Source organism: Haemophilus parainfluenzae T3T1, assembly GCF_000210895.1.
In the GTDB taxonomy this organism is placed as follows: domain Bacteria; phylum Pseudomonadota; class Gammaproteobacteria; order Enterobacterales; family Pasteurellaceae; genus Haemophilus_D; species Haemophilus_D parainfluenzae_A.
This window is the reverse complement of the sequence record NC_015964.1, coordinates 1,106,710-1,126,240: the sequence shown is the minus strand read 5'-3', so window position 1 is coordinate 1,126,240 and position 19,531 is coordinate 1,106,710. Positions and strand designations below refer to the sequence as shown.

At 39.3% G+C, this 19,531-nt stretch carries 22 protein-coding genes and 3 tRNA genes; 5 read left to right on the top strand and 20 right to left on the bottom strand.

The window, feature by feature from the left end; all coding sequences use genetic code 11:
• Nucleotides 1–13 precede the first annotated feature (13 nt).
• The 3 genes from galM to galT are packed head-to-tail and all read right to left on the bottom strand — an operon-like array spanning nucleotide 14 to nucleotide 3,288.
• A complete protein-coding gene (galM, locus tag PARA_RS05690) occupies nucleotides 14–1,039 on the bottom strand; it encodes a galactose-1-epimerase (protein WP_014064934.1) in 1,026 nt (341 codons plus the stop codon).
• A complete protein-coding gene (galK, locus tag PARA_RS05685) occupies nucleotides 1,033–2,187 on the bottom strand; it encodes a galactokinase (RefSeq protein WP_014064933.1) in 1,155 nt (384 codons plus the stop codon). Before galK ends, galM begins: the two co-directional genes overlap by 7 nt.
• 54 nt (nucleotides 2,188–2,241) lie before the next feature.
• A complete protein-coding gene (gene galT, locus PARA_RS05680) occupies nucleotides 2,242–3,288 on the bottom strand; it encodes a galactose-1-phosphate uridylyltransferase (protein ID WP_014064932.1) in 1,047 nt (348 codons plus the stop codon).
• Nucleotides 3,289–3,503: 215 nt separating this feature from the next.
• Between galT and PARA_RS05675 the strand changes: the two genes are divergently transcribed.
• The 5 genes from PARA_RS05675 to PARA_RS05655 all read left to right on the top strand — a co-directional run bounded on the left by PARA_RS05675 (nucleotide 3,504) and on the right by PARA_RS05655 (nucleotide 9,041).
• Nucleotides 3,504–4,511: a substrate-binding domain-containing protein gene (locus PARA_RS05675; RefSeq protein WP_014064931.1), complete on the top strand. Its 1,008-nt coding sequence runs from the start codon at nucleotides 3,504–3,506 to the stop codon at nucleotides 4,509–4,511.
• A 180-nt stretch (nucleotides 4,512–4,691) separates the two neighbouring features.
• Nucleotides 4,692–5,687, top strand: coding sequence for a galactose/glucose ABC transporter substrate-binding protein MglB (gene mglB / locus PARA_RS05670; RefSeq protein ID WP_014064930.1), 996 nt, complete (start codon nucleotides 4,692–4,694; stop codon nucleotides 5,685–5,687).
• Nucleotides 5,688–5,765: 78 nt separating this feature from the next.
• Entirely contained in the window at nucleotides 5,766–7,280 is a 1,515-nt protein-coding gene (mglA, locus tag PARA_RS05665; protein WP_014064929.1) for a galactose/methyl galactoside ABC transporter ATP-binding protein MglA, read from the top strand.
• A gap of 18 nt (nucleotides 7,281–7,298) precedes the next feature.
• Nucleotides 7,299–8,309 (top strand): galactose/methyl galactoside ABC transporter permease MglC, encoded by a 1,011-nt coding sequence (gene mglC, locus PARA_RS05660; RefSeq protein WP_014064928.1) that lies wholly within the window; start codon nucleotides 7,299–7,301, stop codon nucleotides 8,307–8,309.
• A gap of 75 nt (nucleotides 8,310–8,384) precedes the next feature.
• Nucleotides 8,385–9,041: a class I SAM-dependent methyltransferase gene (locus tag PARA_RS05655; RefSeq protein ID WP_014064927.1), complete on the top strand. Its 657-nt coding sequence runs from the start codon at nucleotides 8,385–8,387 to the stop codon at nucleotides 9,039–9,041.
• A gap of 35 nt (nucleotides 9,042–9,076) precedes the next feature.
• On the opposite strand, the gene iscX is transcribed toward PARA_RS05655, so the two are convergent.
• From iscX to tolB, 17 genes are all read right to left on the bottom strand, one after another.
• Complete coding sequence (gene iscX, locus PARA_RS05650; protein WP_014064926.1) at nucleotides 9,077–9,271, bottom strand: Fe-S cluster assembly protein IscX; 195 nt, start codon at nucleotides 9,269–9,271, stop codon at nucleotides 9,077–9,079.
• Nucleotides 9,271–9,612: an ISC system 2Fe-2S type ferredoxin gene (gene fdx / locus PARA_RS05645; RefSeq protein WP_005696659.1), complete on the bottom strand. Its 342-nt coding sequence runs from the start codon at nucleotides 9,610–9,612 to the stop codon at nucleotides 9,271–9,273. The genes iscX and fdx overlap by 1 nt, the downstream gene beginning before the upstream one ends.
• 45 nt (nucleotides 9,613–9,657) lie before the next feature.
• Nucleotides 9,658–11,514, bottom strand: a complete 1,857-nt coding sequence (gene hscA / locus PARA_RS05640) for a Fe-S protein assembly chaperone HscA (protein WP_014064925.1) — start codon at nucleotides 11,512–11,514, stop codon at nucleotides 9,658–9,660.
• Nucleotides 11,515–11,554: 40 nt separating this feature from the next.
• Nucleotides 11,555–12,241, bottom strand: coding sequence for a DUF2625 domain-containing protein (locus PARA_RS05635; RefSeq protein WP_014064924.1), 687 nt, complete (start codon nucleotides 12,239–12,241; stop codon nucleotides 11,555–11,557).
• Nucleotides 12,242–12,315: 74 nt separating this feature from the next.
• Nucleotides 12,316–12,837, bottom strand: a complete 522-nt coding sequence (hscB, locus tag PARA_RS05630; protein WP_014064923.1) for a Fe-S protein assembly co-chaperone HscB — start codon at nucleotides 12,835–12,837, stop codon at nucleotides 12,316–12,318.
• Nucleotides 12,838–12,846: 9 nt separating this feature from the next.
• Nucleotides 12,847–13,170: an iron-sulfur cluster assembly protein IscA gene (gene iscA / locus PARA_RS05625; protein WP_014064922.1), complete on the bottom strand. Its 324-nt coding sequence runs from the start codon at nucleotides 13,168–13,170 to the stop codon at nucleotides 12,847–12,849.
• Nucleotides 13,171–13,179: 9 nt separating this feature from the next.
• Entirely contained in the window at nucleotides 13,180–13,647 is a 468-nt protein-coding gene (locus PARA_RS05620) for a hypothetical protein (protein WP_014064921.1), read from the bottom strand.
• A gap of 18 nt (nucleotides 13,648–13,665) precedes the next feature.
• A complete protein-coding gene (locus PARA_RS05615; protein WP_014064920.1) occupies nucleotides 13,666–14,118 on the bottom strand; it encodes a hypothetical protein in 453 nt (150 codons plus the stop codon).
• Nucleotides 14,119–14,202: 84 nt separating this feature from the next.
• On the bottom strand, nucleotides 14,203–14,586 hold the full coding sequence (iscU, locus tag PARA_RS05610; RefSeq protein ID WP_005696665.1) for a Fe-S cluster assembly scaffold IscU: 384 nt from the start codon (nucleotides 14,584–14,586) through the stop codon (nucleotides 14,203–14,205).
• A gap of 54 nt (nucleotides 14,587–14,640) precedes the next feature.
• Nucleotides 14,641–15,855 carry an IscS subfamily cysteine desulfurase gene (locus PARA_RS05605; protein ID WP_014064919.1) on the bottom strand — a complete coding sequence of 405 codons (1,215 nt, stop codon included), beginning with the start codon at nucleotides 15,853–15,855 and terminating at the stop codon, nucleotides 14,641–14,643.
• Between the two features lie 63 nt (nucleotides 15,856–15,918).
• Nucleotides 15,919–16,374, bottom strand: a complete 456-nt coding sequence (gene iscR / locus PARA_RS05600) for a Fe-S cluster assembly transcriptional regulator IscR (protein ID WP_014064918.1) — start codon at nucleotides 16,372–16,374, stop codon at nucleotides 15,919–15,921.
• A gap of 59 nt (nucleotides 16,375–16,433) precedes the next feature.
• A complete protein-coding gene (trmJ, locus tag PARA_RS05595; protein WP_014064917.1) occupies nucleotides 16,434–17,153 on the bottom strand; it encodes a tRNA (cytosine(32)/uridine(32)-2'-O)-methyltransferase TrmJ in 720 nt (239 codons plus the stop codon).
• Nucleotides 17,154–17,276: 123 nt separating this feature from the next.
• Nucleotides 17,277–17,352: transfer RNA gene (locus PARA_RS05590), tRNA-Lys, on the bottom strand.
• A 29-nt stretch (nucleotides 17,353–17,381) separates the two neighbouring features.
• Nucleotides 17,382–17,457, bottom strand: a tRNA-Lys gene (locus PARA_RS05585).
• Between the two features lie 25 nt (nucleotides 17,458–17,482).
• A tRNA-Lys gene (locus tag PARA_RS05580) sits at nucleotides 17,483–17,558 on the bottom strand.
• 175 nt (nucleotides 17,559–17,733) lie between these two features.
• Nucleotides 17,734–18,204 (bottom strand): peptidoglycan-associated lipoprotein Pal, encoded by a 471-nt coding sequence (gene pal / locus PARA_RS05575; protein WP_014064916.1) that lies wholly within the window; start codon nucleotides 18,202–18,204, stop codon nucleotides 17,734–17,736.
• A gap of 24 nt (nucleotides 18,205–18,228) precedes the next feature.
• Entirely contained in the window at nucleotides 18,229–19,512 is a 1,284-nt protein-coding gene (gene tolB, locus PARA_RS05570; RefSeq protein WP_014064915.1) for a Tol-Pal system beta propeller repeat protein TolB, read from the bottom strand.
• Nucleotides 19,513–19,531 lie beyond the last annotated feature (19 nt).

Sequence of the window (19,531 nt, the reverse complement as noted above, 5' to 3'; positions counted from 1 at the left end):
ATTACCAGATTAATTATTTGAACCTAAACTCTGTCCACTGGTAATAGCGTTCACCAGCTTTTTGAATACCGCCATAATTTTGCCATTCTGGATGGTTTGGGGTATCGGGTAGGCATTGAGTTTCAAGTGCGATGCCGCTGAAATCTTGATAAGTGCCACCTTCACGAGTTGGAGTACCTGCAAGATAGTTTCCCGTATAAACCTGTAATGCAGCTTGGGAAGTAAGCACTTCAAGGCTTAAATCTTCATTAGGGAAAGTCAATAATACACAAGGCTTTTGCCATGCTTTATTGACGATAAAAGAATGATCGTAACCTTTTGTCACCACTTGATCGCCTTGTTGGAAATCTTGTGCGATGGGTTTTGCTACACGAAAATCAAAGCTAGTATTCACCACATGTTTAAGTGGTGAATTAGGGATACCTTCGCCATCAACCGGCAGATAAAAATCCGCATTAAGGCGTAGTGTATGATTTCGTACATCACTGCCCAGCTCAGCATTTTCTAAATTGAAATAAGCGTGGTTCGTTAAATTAAGTGCGGTATCTTTATCGCTTTCTGCTTCGTATTCAATTTTTACACTATTTTCATCAGTCAGTGTGTAAAGCACATTAACTTGTACATTACCTTCAAAACCTTGATCACCATCGGGAGACACAAGGGAAAAGCGCACAGAATTTTGACCACACTCTTCGACTTTCCAACGGCGTTTATCAAAGCCTTCTTTACCACCATGTAATTGATGTTTGCCTTGATTTGCAACCAGCTGGATTGTTCGCTCACCCAATTCAAATTGAGCGTTAGCAATACGGTTCGCATAGCGTCCTATGCTTGCGCCCAAATAAGCAGTTTGATGAGGATAATCTTCCACTTTGCAGCCGAGTAACACTTCTCGCAACTCGCTATTCACAGGGACTTTACATGAAAGCCAAGTGGCTCCCCAATCCATAAATTGCACGGTCATGCCATTTGAATTGGTGAGTTGAACAAGTTGATAAGGCTGTCCATCTGGTGCATTGAACGCCGTTTTTTCTAGCATAAACTCACTCCTTGTGAGGCAGTGCAAACGTAGAAATCTTCTTTTAAGCCAGTTTGTTTTTCATAATTATCGGCAATGATTTTACGCACGGCTTCGACTTTATCATGAGGCGCAAGGGCAACAATGCAACCACCGAAACCACCGCCGGTCATTCTCGCACCACCGGTTTTACCAATGACTAATTGAGCGAGCTCAACAAGATAATCGATTTGCGGCACGGTAATCTCAAAATCATCACGCATTGATTCGTGAGATTGCCCCATTAATTCGCCTAATTTTGTTAAATCGTTATGTTTTAATGCTTCAACAGCATCAAGTACACGTTGGTTTTCAGTCACCACATGGCGTGCACGTTTAGCCACTAAAGCATTAAGTGCGGTCAATTCTGCTTCTCTTTTTTGGAATTCTTCTACTGACACATCACGTAACGCTTTTACGCCAAAAAACTCTGCGGCTTTTTCACATTGCCAGCGGCGTGTGTTGTATTCACCCGTGACCAAATCATGTGGTACATTTGAGTTCACAATAATAACAGCAACATCTTTCGGCACAGGCGTTGGTTGTGTTTCTAAGCTACGGCAATCAATCATTAAGAGATGATCTTTTTGTCCTAAAGCGGAAATCAATTGATCCATGTTTCCGCAATTTGCGCCTACAAATTTGTTTTCAGCTTTTTGACCAATTAAAGCAATCTCTGTATGTGTTAAAGGTAAATCACTCAATTGTTGGCAAAACTTACCCGTCGCCACTTCAAGCGCTGCAGAAGAACTTAAACCGGAAGAATGAGGCACATTGCCAGAAATGACCAAATCAGCGCCTTGTTTAAATTGTGGGCAACGTTCTTGAATAAATTTTACGACACCACGCACATAATTCGCCCATTTTTGCTCACTTTGAGGGAAATCTTCATCAAGAGAAAAGGTATCCTCAAGATCAAGATCTGCGGCATAAACATTCCAAATATGATCAGCACGTTTTGATCCCGCAATGGCTGTACCATAATTGATCGCACAAGGCATCACAAAGCCATCATTGTAATCCGTATGTTCGCCGATAATGTTTACACGACCTGGCGCATACACAGTCAGTTCAGGTTGCTTGTTATATTTTTGCGTAAAAATGTGTTGGGATTTTTGGACTGGAGTCATATTATTTTCCTTTATCTTTCACACTCCCTCTTAACTCAAGAGAGAAATTATTGCTTAACGTTCTTTATAATGCACTTCGCTTAACGCACGTAATCTTTCTGCGGCTTGTTCTGCGGTGAGGTCACGTTGGCTTTCACCTAACATTTCATAACCCACCATAAATTTGCGAACCGTAGCAGAACGCAACAACGGTGGATAAAAATGCGCATGAAGCTGCCAATGTTCATTATCTTCACCATTAAATGGTGCAGCATGGAAGCCCATCGAATAAGGGAAAGAGGTTTCAAATAAGTTATCGTATTTCGTTGCTAATTTTTTCAATATCACGGCAAGATCTTTAGCTTGAGCTTCAGTTAATTCTGTTAAGCGTTTTACATGTACTTTAGGCAACAACAGGGTTTCAAACGGCCACACCGCCCAATAAGGCACCACCGCAACCCAATGCTCAGTTTCCACCACAATACGTTCTTTTTTCTCTAATTCTTTTTGAACGTAATCCACTAAAAGCACCGAACCGTGTTTTTCATAATAATTTCGTTGAGCAACATCTTCACGTGCGACTTCATTTGGTAAAAAGCTATTTGCCCAAATTTGTCCGTGCGGATGTGGATTGGAACATCCCATTGCTGCGCCTTTGTTTTCAAAAATCTGTACCCATTGATATTTTTGACCCAGTTCACGCAATTGCGCTTGCCACACTTTAATCACTTCTTCAATTTCAAGTGCGGTCAATAATGGCAAGGTTTTGCTGTGATCTGGTGAAAAACAAATAACACGACTTTCACCACGAGCTTGGCTCATTTGGAAAAGAGGATCGGCTGATTGCTCTGGCGCGGGTGTATTTTCTAATAAAGCCGAGAAATCATTTTTGAATACATAAGGTTTATGGTAATCCGGATTAGGTTCGCCAGTGATACGTTTATTACGCGGGCAAAGATAACAATTTGGATCGTGGCTTGGCTTTTGTTCCTCACTCACTTTTTCTTGTTGCCCCTGCCATGGACGTTTAGCACGATGTGGTGAGACTAAAACCCATTGGTCAATTAACGGATTATAACGACGATGCGGATGATCTGTCGGTTCAAATACGGTTTCGCTCATATTTTTGCTCCAAAATGTAAACGATTACAAAAAATTTTCTCATAAGATAACAAATTAAAAAAAATAAACCGTGATCATTATCACAAAATCAGGAAATAAGCCGCTCATCCAATCACTTTTTTGTGACGAATGTAGCATTTTTGAAAGTAACCGCTTTCAATTTTATTCAAATTTACTATGATAATTGCTATGAAAAAATGAATGAGAGCCCTGTTATGCCTACAATTCGAGATGTTGCTGAATTAGCTTGCGTGTCGGTTGCCACTGTTTCTCGGGTGATTAATCGCTCCCCATCTGTGAGTGAAAAAACCCGTTATTCGGTACAACGTGCAATGGAAGTCTTAAATTATCAACCCAATGCAAACGCACAAGCTCTGGCCGTGCAAAATACCGATACCATTGGCGTGGTGGTTACCGATGTAACGGATCCGTTCTTTGCTATCTTGGTTAAATCGGTCGATAAAGTTGCTGAAGAGCATCAAAAAACGATTTTGATCGGCATTGGATACCATCATGCAGAAAAAGAGCGTGAAGCCATTGATACCTTGCTACGTAAGCGTTGTAGCTGCCTGGTTGTTCATTCCAAAGCCCTTTCTGACGAAGAGTTACAACATTATTTAGAAAATGTACCCGGTATGGTGGTAATTAACCGTGTGATTGCAGGCTATGAAAATCGTTGCGTCAGCCTTGATAACCGCCAAGGTACCTATCTTGCCACTGAAATGCTAATTCGTTATGGCCATAAGCAAATCGCCTATATTGGTTCCAATCACGGCATCTTAGATGAAACAGAACGTAAAGAAGGCTACTTAGAGGCCTTAGAAGCGCATAACTTCCCCATTGTAGAGCAAGCCATTGTGCATAATTCACCTGATTTTGAAGGCGGTGAAAAAGCCATGATTGATTTATTGAGCTACAACTCCAATTTAACCGCTGTGGTAGCCTATAACGACACGATGGCAGCCGGTGCAATTTCTGTTTTAAATGAAAACAATATCAAAGTTCCGAAACAATTTTCCATTGTGGGATTTGATGATATGCCGATTGCTCGATATTTAATTCCAAAGCTCACTACCGTTCGCTATCCAATTGATTTAATGGCAAATTATGCAGCAAAACTGGCATTAAGTTTAGTCGATTCATCTATTGTCACACCGACTGTTGTTCAATTTAATCCAACATTGGTGAGACGTTTTTCCGTAGAAAATGCAATAAAACCGTGATGGAGATCACAAATTTAAACATTGCTATGTAATCGTTTTCATTTATGTGAGTTTGATCACAGATTAACGGTTTTGATTTCGTTATGATGGATTCAGTTGCAATAGATGTACGCAACATTCCTCTATTTGATATATAAAAAATCAACAATAAAATCTCTTTCTCTACATAGGAGCGTTTTTATGAAAAAAACAGCAGTATTAAGTGCAGTCGCTTTAGCAATCGGTTTAGGTTCAGCAACTTCAGGTTTCGCAGCCGATAACCGCATTGGTGTTACCATTTATAAATATGATGACAACTTCATGTCATTAATGCGTAAAGAAATCGATAAAGAAGCGAAAGCGCTTGGTGGCATTGAGTTATTAATGAATGACTCTCAAAATGCACAATCTATTCAAAATGACCAAGTGGATGGTTTGCTTTCTAAAGGTGTAAAAGCTTTAGCGATTAACTTAGTAGACCCAGCAGCAGCTTCAACTGTTATCAAGAAAGCTAAACAAGATGACATTCCTGTTGTTTTCTTCAATAAAGACCCAGGTGCAAAAGCAATTGGTAGCTACGATCACGCTTACTATGTTGGTACAGACCCAAAAGAATCTGGTTTAATCCAAGGTGACTTAATTGCGAAACAATGGAAAGCAATGCCAGCCTTCGACTTAAACAAAGATGGTAAAATCCAATATGTATTATTAAAAGGTGAGCCAGGCCACCCAGACGCAGAAGCACGTACTAAATATGTAATTGAGCAATTAAATGCTAAAGGTATCCAAACCGAACAATTATTTATTGATACCGGTATGTGGGATGCAGCAATGGCTAAAGATAAAGTGGATGCATGGTTATCTAGCTCTAAAGCTAACGAAATTGAAATGATTATTTCAAACAATGACGGTATGGCGTTAGGTGCATTAGAAGCAACCAAAGCACACGGTAAAAAATTACCAATCTTTGGTGTAGATGCATTACCAGAAGTACTTCAATTAATTAAGAAAGGCGAAATTGCTGGTACTGTGTTAAACGATGGTGTTAACCAAGGTAAAGCAGTTGTTCAACTTTCTGCAAACCTTGCTAACGGTAAAGCAGCAACAGAAGGTACACAATGGAAATTAGAAAACCGTGTGGTACGTATCCCTTATGTTGGTGTGGATAAAGATAACCTAAGTGAATTCTTAAAATAAGAAAATCTATTGCTTTTCTTTAATTTTAGGGGGAAAGGAAACCCAAATTCCCTTTCCCCCTTTTTGATGAGGTTGGATATGACAACTCAAACCCAAGACAGTGATGTACTACTGACGATGACGGATGTCAGTAAGTCTTTCCCCGGTGTAAAAGCCCTTGATCACGCCAATCTAACAGTTCGTTCTCACTCTGTTCACGCCTTGATGGGCGAAAACGGGGCGGGTAAATCGACATTATTAAAATGCCTCTTCGGAATTTATGCAAAAGACGAAGGTGAAATTTTATTCTTAGGCAAGCCTGTTAATTTTAAAACATCAAAAGAAGCCCTTGAAAATGGGATTTCAATGGTTCACCAAGAACTTAACTTGGTGCGTCAAACTAGTGTAATGGATAACTTATGGTTGGGTCGCTACCCACTTAAAGGTCCTTTTGTGGATCACGCCAAAATGTATCGTGATACCAAAGCGATTTTCGATGAATTGGATATTGATGTTGATCCAAGAGAAAAAGTGGCCAAACTTTCCGTTTCACAAATGCAGATGATCGAAATTGCGAAAGCGTTCTCTTATAACGCTAAAATCGTAATTATGGATGAGCCAACATCCTCACTTTCAGAAAAAGAAGTGGAGCATCTTTTCAAAATTATTCAAAAATTAAAAGATCGCGGTTGTGGCATTATCTATATTTCACACAAAATGGATGAAATCTTCAAAATTTGTGATGAAATCACCATTCTTCGTGATGGTAAATGGATCAATACCGTTCAAGTTAAAGGCACCACCATGGAAGAAATTGTTTCAATGATGGTTGGCCGTGAATTAACACAACGTTTCCCTGAAAAAACTAACGTACCAAAAGAAGTCACGCTTGAAGTGGAACATTTAACAGCAGTTAACCAACCTTCTATTCAAGATGTTTCCTTTAATTTACGCAAAGGTGAAATTTTAGGTATCGCAGGTCTTGTTGGTGCAAAACGAACCGATATTGTGGAAGCCATTTTTGGTGTACGCGAATTAAAAGAAGGGACGATCAAGCTCAACGGAAAAATCGTGAAAAATCATACCGCACTTGAGGCGATTAACCACGGTTTTGCTTTGGTGACTGAAGAACGTCGTTCAACCGGGATTTATTCAAACCTAAGTATTGAATTTAACTCTTTGATTTCAAATATGAAATCTTATCTCACCCCATGGAAATTGCTCAGCAACAAAAAAATGGCAAGCGATACACAATGGGTGATTGATGCGATGAACGTGAAAACACCTTCTCACAAAACAACGATTGGATCGCTTTCTGGTGGTAACCAACAAAAAGTCATTATCGGCCGTTGGCTTTTAACCCAACCAGATATCTTAATGCTCGACGAACCAACTCGTGGTATTGATATTGGGGCAAAATTTGAAATTTATCAGCTCATTCAAGAACTCGCTAAAAAAGATAAAGGCATCATTATGATTTCATCAGAAATGCCGGAATTATTAGGCGTAACAGACCGAATTTTGGTCATGAGTAATGGTCGTGTTGCCGGCATCGTTGAAACAGCAAAAACGTCTCAAGAAGAAATTTTGCAACTTGCCGCAAAATATTTATAAATCATAAAGGAACAAATTATGAGTGCCTTACCAAAAAATAAATCATTCGATTTCTTAAAACAAAATGCGATTTATTTTGTGTTGTTGATTTTACTTGGCATCATCATCGCACAAGATCCAACATTCTTGAATGTTCGCAACTTTAGTAACATTTTAACTCAATCATCCGTCCGTCTTATTATCGCCCTAGGTGTTGCAGGCTTGCTTGTCACTCAAGGTACCGACTTATCAGCCGGTCGCCAAGTAGGTTTAGCAGCGGTTATTTCTGCTACCCTCTTACAATCAATGGAAAACATGAACCGTGTATTCCCGGATTTAGGTGAAATTCCTATTCCAGTAGTTATCCTGACTGTTTGTGCGGTAGGTGCTGTAATCGGCTTAGTGAATGGTTTAGTTATCGCTTACCTCAATGTAACCCCGTTCATTGCAACTATGGGTACCATGATCATCGTTTACGGTTTTAACTCACTTTATTATGATGGCGTGGGGGGTTCACCAATTGCTGGCTTCAGCGAATCTTTCTCAAACTTCGCACAAGGCTTCTTCAGACTCGGTTCATTCAAATTATCCTACATCACTATTTATGCCGCAGTTTGTGCATTCTTAGTATGGATAATGTGGAATAAAACACGCTTCGGTAAAAATATCTTTGCTATCGGTGGTAACCCTGAAGCAGCAAAAGTATCTGGCGTAAACGTGGCGCGTAACCTTGTTGTGATTTACATGATTGCAGGTATGTTCTATGCATTCGGTGGTATGTTAGAAGCAGGCCGTATCGGTAGTGCTACCAACAACCTCGGTTTCATGTATGAATTAGATGCGATTGCTGCCTGCGTAGTAGGTGGTGTATCTTTCGCTGGTGGTGTGGGTACTGTTATCGGTGTAATCACAGGTGTGATCATCTTCACCGTTATTAACTACGGTTTAACTTATATCGGCGTAAACCCTTACTGGCAATATATCATTAAAGGTAGTATTATCATCCTCGCGGTTGCTATCGACTCCTTAAAATACGCGAAGAAAAAATAATTAAAAACAACGATAAAAATAACCGCACTTTAGTAATAAAGTGCGGTTTATATTTAATCAATCTAAGGATTTAAAATGTCAAACAACATAACTAAAGATAATTTAACTGTCAATTTCAGTACTGACTGGTTTACTCATAATATCCCTTCTCTATCCTATATTTTTGAACAATTTACACCTCAAAGAATCTTAGAAATTGGTTCATTTGAAGGGCGTTCAACTCATTTTTTTACTGAGGAAATGCTTAAATACCATAATGAAATAGAGATTCATTGTATTGATTCTTGGGAAGGTGGATTAGAGCATCAAGGAAAGTGGGATATGGGTTCTGTTGAGCAATCTTTCAATGAGAATATTCAAACATTAATGATTTATGCCAAACAATGCGGAAAATCCCTTAACATTATCAAACATAAAGGATATTCCCATACTAAAATGATTGAACTATTAGCAAAAGGAGAAGCTGGAAAATTTGATTTTATCTATGTAGATGGTTCTCATGAAGCCCCAGATGTACTGTTCGATGCTATTTTAGCCCATAAATTAGTAAAAAATAATGGGATTATTGCTTTTGATGACTATTTATGGAGCCCAGAAGAAAATGGAAAACAAAACTACTACCACTTAGTAAAACCTGCTGTTGATGCTTATGTCAATATCTATCAGCAAAAACTCCATGTTTTACAAATGTTACCAGTTTACCAACTTTATATACAAAAACTATCAGATTAACTAATTAAAAATATAATAAGCCTGTGTAATCAGGCTTATTCGTATTCATCTAACCATTTCAATAAAATTGCTTCAAGAATACTCTCGTTAGATTTCATTGGATCATCATCAAAATCGTCTAGTTCACAAATCCATTTATGCAAATCCGTAAAACGTACCGTTTTAGGATCTAAATCTGGATTACGATCATAAAGCTCTTCTGCAATAAGTTGGGCATCAGTCCATTTCATTAGTGAGCCGCCTCATTCGCATGGTTAATATTATATTTAGGGATTTCCACCACTAAATCTTCATCACCCACAACACATTGGCAAGAAAGGCGGCTATCCATTTCTAAGCCCCATGCTTTATCCAACATATCTTCTTCTTGATCGCTTGCTTCATTTAATGAATCAAACCCTTCACGAATAACTACGTGGCATGTTGTACAAGCACAGGAACCATCGCAAGCGTGATGAATTTCTACACCCGCATTATGTGCCACTTCTAATAAGTTGTCGCCTGCTGCTGCATCCACTACCATACCCTCGGGACAGAATTCTTCATTCGGTAAAAAAATCACTTTTGGCATATTACTTTCCTCAATATAAAAAACTCGTTTATTTATAACCGCACTTTATTGCTCAATATCTGATACAGATTTACCTGTAAGCGCTTGATTAATGGATTTATTCATTCGTCTTGCCGCAAATTCTTGAGTCGCGACATCAAGGATTTTGATCCCTTGAACGATAGCATGACGATCTGTACCTTCTTTTACATCCATTAACTGTTTCAATGCATTTTCAATGTGGTGGAATTCGGCTTCGGTCAATAATTCCGCCCCATCTTGTTGTAATGCCACAATCACGCTTTCAATCACACGGTCAGCCTCAACACGTTGTTCAGCTAATTCACGGGCTTGCATATCATCTTGTGCATTATCAAAAGAAGCTTTAATCATTGCCGTTACTTCTTCATCCGTTAAACCATAAGAAGGCTTAATTTGAATCGATGCTTGGACTTTAGTGGATTTTTCCATGGCTGTCACACTTAATAAGCCGTCTGCATCCACTTGATAAGTTACACGAATATGTGCCGCCCCCGCTACCATTGGCGGAATGCCTCGCAATGTAAAACGACCTAAAGAACGGCAATCATCTACTAATTCACGTTCCCCTTGTACCACGTGTACCGTCATCGCAGTTTGACCATCTTTAAAGGTGGTAAATTCTTGCGCACGAGCCACAGGAATCGTAGTGTTACGTGGAATAATTTTCTCCACTAAACCGCCCATGGTTTCAATACCTAAAGAAAGCGGCACAACATCGAGTAACAACATATCACTGTCATTCTTGTTGCCCACTAAAATATCCGCTTGAATTGCTGCACCTAAGGCCACTACTTTATCTGGGTCAATCGAGGTTAATGGGGTTTTACCAAAGAATTCACCCACTTGCTCACGTACGTAAGGCACGCGAGTTGAACCACCAACCATAACCACTTCCTGTACATCTTCATCTTCAACATGCGCATCTTTCAATGCACGACGACAGGTTAATAAAGAGCGTTTTACCAATGGGTGGATTAATTCATTGAATTGCTCACGACTTAACTCACCTTCAAATCCGCGCCAAGAAATGACCGCACTTTGTGCACTTGTTAAGGCAATTTTAGTTTGAGTCGCTAAGCTTAAAAGCTCACGTTGCTCATTCACATTTTGTGGTTGAATACCTACTTGCTCAACAATCCAATCGGCAATTAAATGGTCAAAATCATCACCACCTAAGGCAGTATCCCCACCCGTTGCTAAAACTTCAAATACACCTTTAGATAAGCGTAAAATTGAGATATCAAAGGTACCGCCACCTAAGTCATACACAGCAATGACGCCTTCTTTTCCGCTATCTAAGCCATAAGCGACTGCTGCAGCAGTGGGTTCATTTAATAAACGTAATACATTCAACCCTGCAAGGCGTGCTGCATCTTTCGTACTTTGGCGTTGAGCATCATCAAAATAAGCAGGTACGGTAATCACCACGCCAGAAAGCTCACCTGCAAGGCGTTGTTCTGCAATATGATTTAAACGAGATAAAATATCCGCAGAGACTTCAATCGGGCTTTTTTTGCCTTGATGCGTGATCAATAATGGCAACCCATTTTCACTTGCTACAAATTCATACGGCAAATTGGTATAACGAGCTTGCACATCACCAAGACTACGACCAATCAAACGTTTAACCGAAATAATCGTATTTTTAGGATCAATTGCAGCTTTGGCAAATGCTTCGGTACCCACAAGTTTTTCATTTTCACCATAATAAACGACCGAAGGGACAAGGCTTCTGTCTTGTTCATCATTTAAAATGGTTGCTTGACCGCTACGTACAGCAGCAACTAAAGAGTTTGTTGTACCTAAATCAATCCCTACCGCAAGACGATGTTGATGGGGTGCGGCCGTTTGTCCTGGCTCTGCAATTTGGAGTAATGCCATATCTCTTTTTATCTCTAATAATTAATTCGTTAAGGGCTCGTTATGCCACTGAATAAGCTTGTGCAAATTTATCTTGTTCGGTGAAACTTGCGTTGTAATGGGTTTCTATGTTGACTTCGCGTCGTTCACGCTGATTAATATCAGTCGTCTTATCTTCTGAAAGCTCGGGTGTAAAAACAATCATGTGGTTACCATCGAGTTGTTTTACATCCTCTTGCCAATTTTGCCAAAACAGATTTTGGTAAAATGCTTCAATGTCACCATTTAATGCCCAAACCAAGAAATCTGTATAGGTAAAATTTAAATCATACCAAGTTAAGTCTTTTGGTGAAAAATAATAAATCTTACCGAGATTAGAACCTAAAGAGCCACCATTTAAAGCAAAATAACCACCAATGACATCGTCTGCAACGAGCAAATATTTGGGTTTATCACCTGATTGATTAAAGGATTTGCTGAAATTCCAATCCATTAATCCACGTGGTAATTTAAAACTGCCGGAACCCAATATACGTAACCAACCATGATGGATTAAAATACCACCCGTTTCATAAATTACCGCACCCATCGGAGAAGAAGTGGGCATTTGCATGGTGAAAAGCTCACGTTCTGCACTAGATTGATCTTTTTTAATTACTTCACAATGATTACGAGCATGCTCAATCCATTGGGAAATAGTTCCCCAAGCAGATTTTGAGGCATCAGTCAGTTGTTCTAAAGTTTGCATAATCGAGTTTCATTAGTATGAGGGCGATTGCCCATTTATCAATAGCGAAAAGGGCGTATTAAACGCCCTCAAGATTATAATTCAAATAGACGTTCTTCTACTTGGCTAATTTCATCCGCCAATTTTTTTAGAAAACGTAATTTATCACAGAACTGTGCAGCAGTTGACCATTGTTGCTCATTTAGTTGTTCTTCAAGTGCGGTCAACATTTCTTTTGTTTCTTTTTTAACGCGTTTCGCAAAGGATTCTAATGCATTTTCATCCTGGCTTTGCTCAATGTTTTCGAGCTCTTCTCGCCATTCTAATTGCTGCATTAGGAATGCCATATCTTGAGTGCTCTTTTGCTCTAAATCCTGTGTTTCTCCCGTATTTAACGCAATAATTGCTTCAGCACGTAAAATCGGGTCTTTCAAGGTTTTTAATGCATCATTAACTTCTGTGGATTTTTGCATTGCGATACGTTGTTCTTGCGCATCTGCCGTAACAAAATTATCAGGGTGCAAGCTCTTTTGAAGTGCTAAATAACGTTCAGACAAAAGGGCTTGATCAACATTGAAAGCAACTGGTAAATCAAAAATAGCAAAAGGATTTGTCATTTCTATTCCTTAAACGTGGAAACTCTCACCACAACCACAAGATTCTTTCACGTTCGGGTTGTTATATTTAAAGCCTTCATTCAAGCCTTCTTTAACGTAATCTAGCTCAATGCCATCTAAATAAACCAAGCTTTTTGGATCGACGATGACTTTTACGCCATGCTGCTCAAAAACAAGATCGTCATCATTGAGCACATCCACGAATTCAAGCACATAGCCTAAACCCGAACAACCTGATGTTTTCACACCTAAGCGTAAACCAATGCCTTTTCCACGATTTTCAAGAAAAGTGCGAACTCGTTCTGCTGCTTTTTCAGTTAATGTTATAGACATGATCTATTCCTACATAGTTTTAAATATCATTATTGCTAAAGGTGCCGCCAATAGGTTGATAATGAGTGTTGAGAAAAATGCTGATTTTGCGGAGCGGATAAAAATTGCAGGCTTAAAGAGTACAATTAAACTTGACAATACAAAACAAGCCGCACCCCAAACAGAATATAGAAGCCAGATAAATTCGCCACCTAAACCGCCATCTTTTGCAAGTAAATAAGAAAGTAATGCATGAAGAGCAAAAGCCAATAAAGCTGAAGCCGTTACAGCAGCACTACGTAATCTCGTATATAAAATAAACGATGCGATCATTGGGGTCCAAAACCGAGCTAGGTTAAGAAAAAATAACTGAATCCGAAGTGAGGTTTTAATCTCATAGGAATTTGTAAACTCAAAATAGAGCAAAAGTGCAAGTGGTGTAAGCAAACATAATGCCACACTAGCAATAGCCATTTTTTTCTCTAATGTCATAGACATAAATTGTTCCTACATAGTCTAAAGTATCACAATTGATAAAGAGGCTGCGTTGATAATGAGTGTTGAGAAAAATGCTGATTTTGCTGAGCAAGTAAAAATTGCCGGCTTAAAGAGCACTATTAACATTGACAATACAAAGCAAGCGACACACCAAACAGAATATGCAAGCCAGATATATAGGCCACCTGAACCGCTATTTTTTACAGATAAATAAATAAATAGTACATAGATAGCAAATGCAAGCAAAGCGGCCGCTGATACTGCTGCACTACGTAATCTCGTATATAAAATAAACGATGCAATCATTGCTCCCCAAGACAAAGCTAGGATACCCAAAAATATCTGAATCCGAACTGAAGTTTCTGCTTCATCCAAATAGGAAGCTACAAATACCAAATAAATGGAAAATGCAAGTGATGTAAGCAAACATAATGCCACACTAGCAATCGCAATTTTTTTCTCTAACGTCATGACAACTGCGCCTTTCTAAGAGCTTAATTTCTCGACGCTCATATATTAAGTATAAAGTGCGGTCATTTTCGGCCGCACTTTTGATTACTTACCTTGTTTATTTTTGTAGTCAGCAATGGCGGCTTTAATTGCGTCTTCTGCTAAGATTGAACAGTGAACTTTTACCGGTGGTAATTCAAGTTCTTCCGCAATTTGGCTGTTTTTGATTGCACCTGCTTCATCTAAAGATTTGCCTTTTACCCACTCGGTAATTAAAGAGCTAGAAGCGATCGCAGAACCACAACCATAAGTTTTGAATTTTGCATCTTCAATAATGCCGCTGTCATTTACTTTGATTTGTAACTGCATAACGTCACCACAAGCTGGCGCACCCACCATGCCGGTTCCCACAGAATTATCTTTTTTGTCCATTGAACCAACATTGCGTGGATTTTCGTAATGATCGATAACTTTTTCGCTGTATGCCATATTCTTTTCCTTTCCTAAATAAGTTGCTATCAGGCGGTCAAGCCGCCTTAAAAATTAGTGGGCTGCCCACTCAATAGTGTTTAAATCAATGCCTTCTTTGAACATATCCCAAAGTGGCGATAATTCACGAAGTTTCGCTACTGCACCATGCATTAAATTAATGGTGTAATCAATTTCTTCTTCAGTGGTCCAACGACCAAGCGTGAAACGAATTGAGCTATGCGCTAATTCATCATTACGACCTAATGCACGTAATACATAAGATGGCTCTAAACTTGCAGACGTACAAGCGGAACCAGAAGATACTGCGATATCACGTAATGCCATCATTAACGACTCACCTTCAACATAGTTAAAGCTAATGTTCAAATTATTCGCTACGCGGTGTTCCATTGAACCATTTACATAGGTTTCTTCAATGTCTTTAAGACCATTGTATAAACGATCGCGTAAAGCACGAATACGTGGAATTTCAGTATCCATTTCTTCTTTTGCAATGCGATAAGCTTCACCCATACCAACGATTTGGTGTACCGGTAATGTACCTGAACGCATACCACGTTCGTGACCACCACCATGGATAATTGCTTCTAAACGAACACGTGGTTTACGGCATACATATAATGCACCAATCCCTTTTGGTCCGTACAATTTGTGGCTAGACATTGACATTAAATCAACCTGTAATTCCGCAAGATTGATTTCGACTTTACCTACACTTTGTGTTGCATCTACGTGGAAAATGGTTTTGTTTGCACGGCAAAGCTCACCAATTGCTTTAATATCTTGAATTACGCCAATCTCATTATTTACATGCATGATTGACACAATAATTGTGTCTGGACGCAATGCTGCTTTAAATTTCTCAAGATCGATTAAACCATCTTCTTCTGGATCTAAATAAGTGACTTCAAAGCCTTCACGCTCTAACTGACGACAAGTATCCAATACGGCTTTGTGTTCAGTTTTACAAGTAATAATGTGCTTACCTTTTGTTTGATAAAAGTGCGCTGCGCCTTTAATTGCAAGGTTATCTGCTTCTGTTGCGCCAGAAGTAAACACGATCTCACGTGAGTCTGCGCCAATCAAATCAGCAATTTGATTACGTGCAATATCAACGGCTTCTTCAGCTTGCCAGCCAAATTTATGTGAACGAGATGCTGGATTACCGAATACACCATCAATGGTTAAATATTCCATCATTTTTTTAGCCACACGTTCATCAACCGGACATGTTGCTGCATAATCTAAATAAATTGGTAATTTCATTTTCACTCCTAAATAACTACCAAAAATGCCATCATTTTGACCGCACTTTGATCTACTTTCCTATTATTGGTTGACTACAACCAAATCATCAAAATCTTTGTGAGCTTTATGTTTTCCTGATTTTTTCTCCACAAGCTCAGCTAATGTAATCTCATCTAAAAAATCAGAAATGCGATCACTTAAATCTTGCCATAAAGAATGAGTTAAACATTCAACCCCACCTTGACAATTTCCCTTTCCAAGGCATCTTGTGACATTAATGTTCTCATTTACGGCAGAGATCACCATACCGATAGAAATTTGATCAGTTGGTAAAGCTAAACGATAGCCACCACCCGGACCTCGAACACTTTTTACTAATCCACCACGACGCAATTTTGCAAATAATTGCTCAAGATAAGAAAGTGAAATATTTTGACGTTCTGAGATATCCGCTAAACAAACTGGATCTGTCCCTGCGTGTAATGCGATATCTAAAATTGCGGTAACCGCGTATCGTCCTTTAGATGTAAGTTTCATAAAGCATCCCTATTAATCGTCGTTTGGATAGTTTACATATCTGACTATGATAGTCAATTTTAGTCTTTTTGCAGATTAAGGCGTTTTTCAACCGCACTTAACATTCCACGCAAAATATTTAATTCATTTTTTTCGAGAGAAGAACGGTTATAAAGCCGTCTTAACTTTTGTATAACACCTTGATTTTGAATAAAACCAAGTGATTGATATACCTGTTCCGTATGCGCAAAAAAATACTCCATTTCTTGCGCTGTCGGATAGATATTTTCTATTGTAGAAAGTGTACTTTCCGTTCTTTCTTTAGCTAAAAATGCCATCCGCATTTCATAACTCACTAACTGTACGGCCATCGCTAGATTTAGCGAGGAATATTCAGGGTTAGCGGGAATATTTAAATGATAATGACATTTAAGTAATTCTTCATTTGTGAGCCCAACACGCTCACGACCGAACACAATCGCGACTTGGCCTTGATAAGCACAGGCTTTCTCTGCACATTCTCTAGGTTCAATCAACGTACTCTGTAAATGACGCAATCTCGCACTGGTACCAATTACCAAAGAGCAATCTTCTATTGCTTGCTCAAAACTATCGACAATTTGGGCATTTCGCACGAGGTCATCTGCGCCAGCGGCTAATGCAATAGATTGTTCATCCACCGATTTTGGTGATACTAAATAGAGATTGGATAATCCCATCGTTTTCATCGCACGCGCAGCAGAACCGATGTTCCCACTGTGTGATGTTTCAACCAAAATAATACGAATATTTTGTAACATTTTTATGCCCGACTTAAAGTTGTGGATATTCTACCATAATAACCGCCAAATATAGTCAAGAATTTTGAAAATATTTTAATTTTTTGTAAATTTTTTAACAAACAGGAGGAATAAGATGTTGACTGGTGGGCTGTGAGAGGCTCGAACTCTCGACCGACGGATTAAGAGTCCGCTGCTCTACCAACTGAGCTAACAACCCAACCGGTTAAAAATGATTTGATAAATGGATGGTGGGTCGTGAAGGATTCGAACCTTCGACCAACGGATTAAAAGTCCGCTGCTCTACCGACTGAGCTAACGACCCATCAGGGAATGCTTAAAAATAAAAGTGGTGGGTCGTGAAGGATTCGAACCTTCGACCAACGGATTAAAAGTCCGCTGCTCTACCGACTGAGCTAACGACCCACATCATTTCGTAACAGGTGCGTATAATACCGATTTTATTTTCTGACGCAAGAAAAATCTGAAGAAATTGTGCTAATTGCGTGAATACTCGTCAATTTTTAAGAAAATTTGAGATAAAGAAAAACAGAGAGCTTATTGCTCTCCGTTTTATATAAGAATCAAGATTCTCTAAAAATTAGTATGCTAACACTGCACGACGGTTTTTAGAGTATGCTGCTTCATCGTGACCTAACACTGCAGGTTTTTCTTCACCGTAAGAAACAGTTGATACTTTACCAGCGTCAACACCTTTACCAGCTAAGAAACCTTTAACTGCGTCAGCACGACGTTGACCTAAAGCGATGTTGTACTCTGGAGTACCACGTTCGTCAGTATTACCTTCAACAACAACTTTAGAAGCTGGAGTTGCATTTAAGTATGCCGCGTGAGCATCTAAGATTTGAACGTATTCACCTTCGATGTTGAATTTATCGAAACCGAAGTAAACGGTGTTGTAACGTTGTTGAAGATCTTCAACAGAGTAACCACCGAAAGTTTGGCCGTTGTTGTTAGCACCGTTGCCTGCTGCATCGTTGTTTGATGAGCTACATGCTGCTAATGCAGCTACTGAACCAGCAACTAATAATGATTTAACAAATTTGTTCATTAGATTTCTCCTCAATGAGTTCTTTTATTTAGTCAAATATGGCGACCAAGCAGGAAATTTCACTTGGCCATTACTTCCTGGAAGACTCGCCTTAAAGCGACCATCTGCAGAAACTAATTGTAACACCTTTCCTAACCCTTGTGTAGAGCTGTAAATGATCATGATACCGTTAGGCGAAATGCTTGGGCTTTCACCTAAGAAAGATGTACTTAATACTTCAGAGCTACCGGTTGTGAGATCTTGTTTCACCACGTTGTTATTACCATTAATCATCACAAGTGTTTTACCATCACTACTGATTTGCGCACTACCGCGACCGCCTACTGGTGACGCGCCACCACCGCTTGCACTCATACGATAAACTTGTGGTGAACCGCTTCTATCTGAAGTAAAGAGAATTGAGCTACCATCTGGAGACCATGACGGTTCTGTATTATTACCCGCACCGCTAGTTAATTGAGTAGGTTTTCCGCCATTTGAGCTCATTACATAGATGTTTAATAAACCATCTTGTGAAGAAGCAAAGGCAAGTTTAGAACCGTCTGGAGAGAACGCTGGTGCACCGTTATGACCAGGGAAAGAAGCAACCACTTTACGAGAACCTGAACCTAGGTCTTGTACAACAAGTTGTGATTTCTTGTTCTCAAAAGATACGTAAGCTAAACGTTTACCATCTGGAGACCATGCTGGAGACATAATTGGTTGTGAGCTACGATTTACAATGAATTGATTATACCCATCATAATCTGCTACACGAACTTCATAAGGTTGTGATCCACCATTTTTTTGTACCACATAAGCAATACGAGTTCTGAATGCACCACGAATACCAGTTAATTTTTCAAATACTTCATCACTCACAGTGTGCGCACCGTAACGTAACCATTTATTAGTCACGGTATAGCTATTTTGTGCAAGTACTGCACCTGGCGTACCTGATGCGCCCACAGTATCAACTAACTGATAAGAAATGTTATAACCACTACCAGTTGAAGTCACTTGACCTACAACAACAGCATCAATACCTAAAGCAGTCCAAGCCTCTGGTTTCACTTCAGCTGCAGTTGTTGGTTGTTGTGGCATTTGGCTTACTGGAATTGGATTAAATTTACCACTATTACGTAAGTCATCTGCAACAATTTGACCAATATTTTCAGGTGCAGAACCTGCGAAAGGAACAACTGCGATAGGACGAGCCCCATCAACCCCTTCATCAATCACAATTCTAACCTCATCTTCTGCCATTGCTGTGCTTGCAAATGCAAACATCACCACAAATAGCCCCATAACACGTTTGATCAATTTCATTTAATCACCTTATTTTAAC

Excerpts from the sequence above, each read along its gene's own strand:
- trmJ (WP_014064917.1), bottom strand. The coding sequence starts at position 17,153 with ATGTTACAAAATATTCGTATTATTTTGGTTGAAACATCACACAGTGGG.
- mglB (WP_014064930.1), top strand. The coding sequence starts at position 4,692 with ATGAAAAAAACAGCAGTATTAAGTGCAGTCGCTTTAGCAATCGGTTTA.
- iscA (WP_014064922.1), bottom strand. The coding sequence starts at position 13,170 with ATGTCTATAACATTAACTGAAAAAGCAGCAGAACGAGTTCGCACTTTT.
- hscA (WP_014064925.1), bottom strand. The coding sequence starts at position 11,514 with ATGGCATTACTCCAAATTGCAGAGCCAGGACAAACGGCCGCACCCCAT.
- PARA_RS05620 (WP_014064921.1), bottom strand. The coding sequence starts at position 13,647 with ATGTCTATGACATTAGAGAAAAAAATGGCTATTGCTAGTGTGGCATTA.
- iscR (WP_014064918.1), bottom strand. The coding sequence starts at position 16,374 with ATGAAACTTACATCTAAAGGACGATACGCGGTTACCGCAATTTTAGAT.
- PARA_RS05655 (WP_014064927.1), top strand. The coding sequence starts at position 8,385 with ATGTCAAACAACATAACTAAAGATAATTTAACTGTCAATTTCAGTACT.
- iscU (WP_005696665.1), bottom strand. The coding sequence starts at position 14,586 with ATGGCATACAGCGAAAAAGTTATCGATCATTACGAAAATCCACGCAAT.
- PARA_RS05605 (WP_014064919.1), bottom strand. The coding sequence starts at position 15,855 with ATGAAATTACCAATTTATTTAGATTATGCAGCAACATGTCCGGTTGAT.
- mglA (WP_014064929.1), top strand. The coding sequence starts at position 5,766 with ATGACAACTCAAACCCAAGACAGTGATGTACTACTGACGATGACGGAT.
- fdx (WP_005696659.1), bottom strand. The coding sequence starts at position 9,612 with ATGCCAAAAGTGATTTTTTTACCGAATGAAGAATTCTGTCCCGAGGGT.
- PARA_RS05635 (WP_014064924.1), bottom strand. The coding sequence starts at position 12,241 with ATGCAAACTTTAGAACAACTGACTGATGCCTCAAAATCTGCTTGGGGA.
- galT (WP_014064932.1), bottom strand. The coding sequence starts at position 3,288 with ATGAGCGAAACCGTATTTGAACCGACAGATCATCCGCATCGTCGTTAT.
- mglC (WP_014064928.1), top strand. The coding sequence starts at position 7,299 with ATGAGTGCCTTACCAAAAAATAAATCATTCGATTTCTTAAAACAAAAT.
- tolB (WP_014064915.1), bottom strand. The coding sequence starts at position 19,512 with ATGAAATTGATCAAACGTGTTATGGGGCTATTTGTGGTGATGTTTGCA.
- PARA_RS05675 (WP_014064931.1), top strand. The coding sequence starts at position 3,504 with ATGCCTACAATTCGAGATGTTGCTGAATTAGCTTGCGTGTCGGTTGCC.
- hscB (WP_014064923.1), bottom strand. The coding sequence starts at position 12,837 with ATGACAAATCCTTTTGCTATTTTTGATTTACCAGTTGCTTTCAATGTT.
- galK (WP_014064933.1), bottom strand. The coding sequence starts at position 2,187 with ATGACTCCAGTCCAAAAATCCCAACACATTTTTACGCAAAAATATAAC.
- galM (WP_014064934.1), bottom strand. The coding sequence starts at position 1,039 with ATGCTAGAAAAAACGGCGTTCAATGCACCAGATGGACAGCCTTATCAA.
- pal (WP_014064916.1), bottom strand. The coding sequence starts at position 18,204 with ATGAACAAATTTGTTAAATCATTATTAGTTGCTGGTTCAGTAGCTGCA.
- iscX (WP_014064926.1), bottom strand. The coding sequence starts at position 9,271 with ATGAAATGGACTGATGCCCAACTTATTGCAGAAGAGCTTTATGATCGT.
- PARA_RS05615 (WP_014064920.1), bottom strand. The coding sequence starts at position 14,118 with ATGACGTTAGAGAAAAAAATTGCGATTGCTAGTGTGGCATTATGTTTG.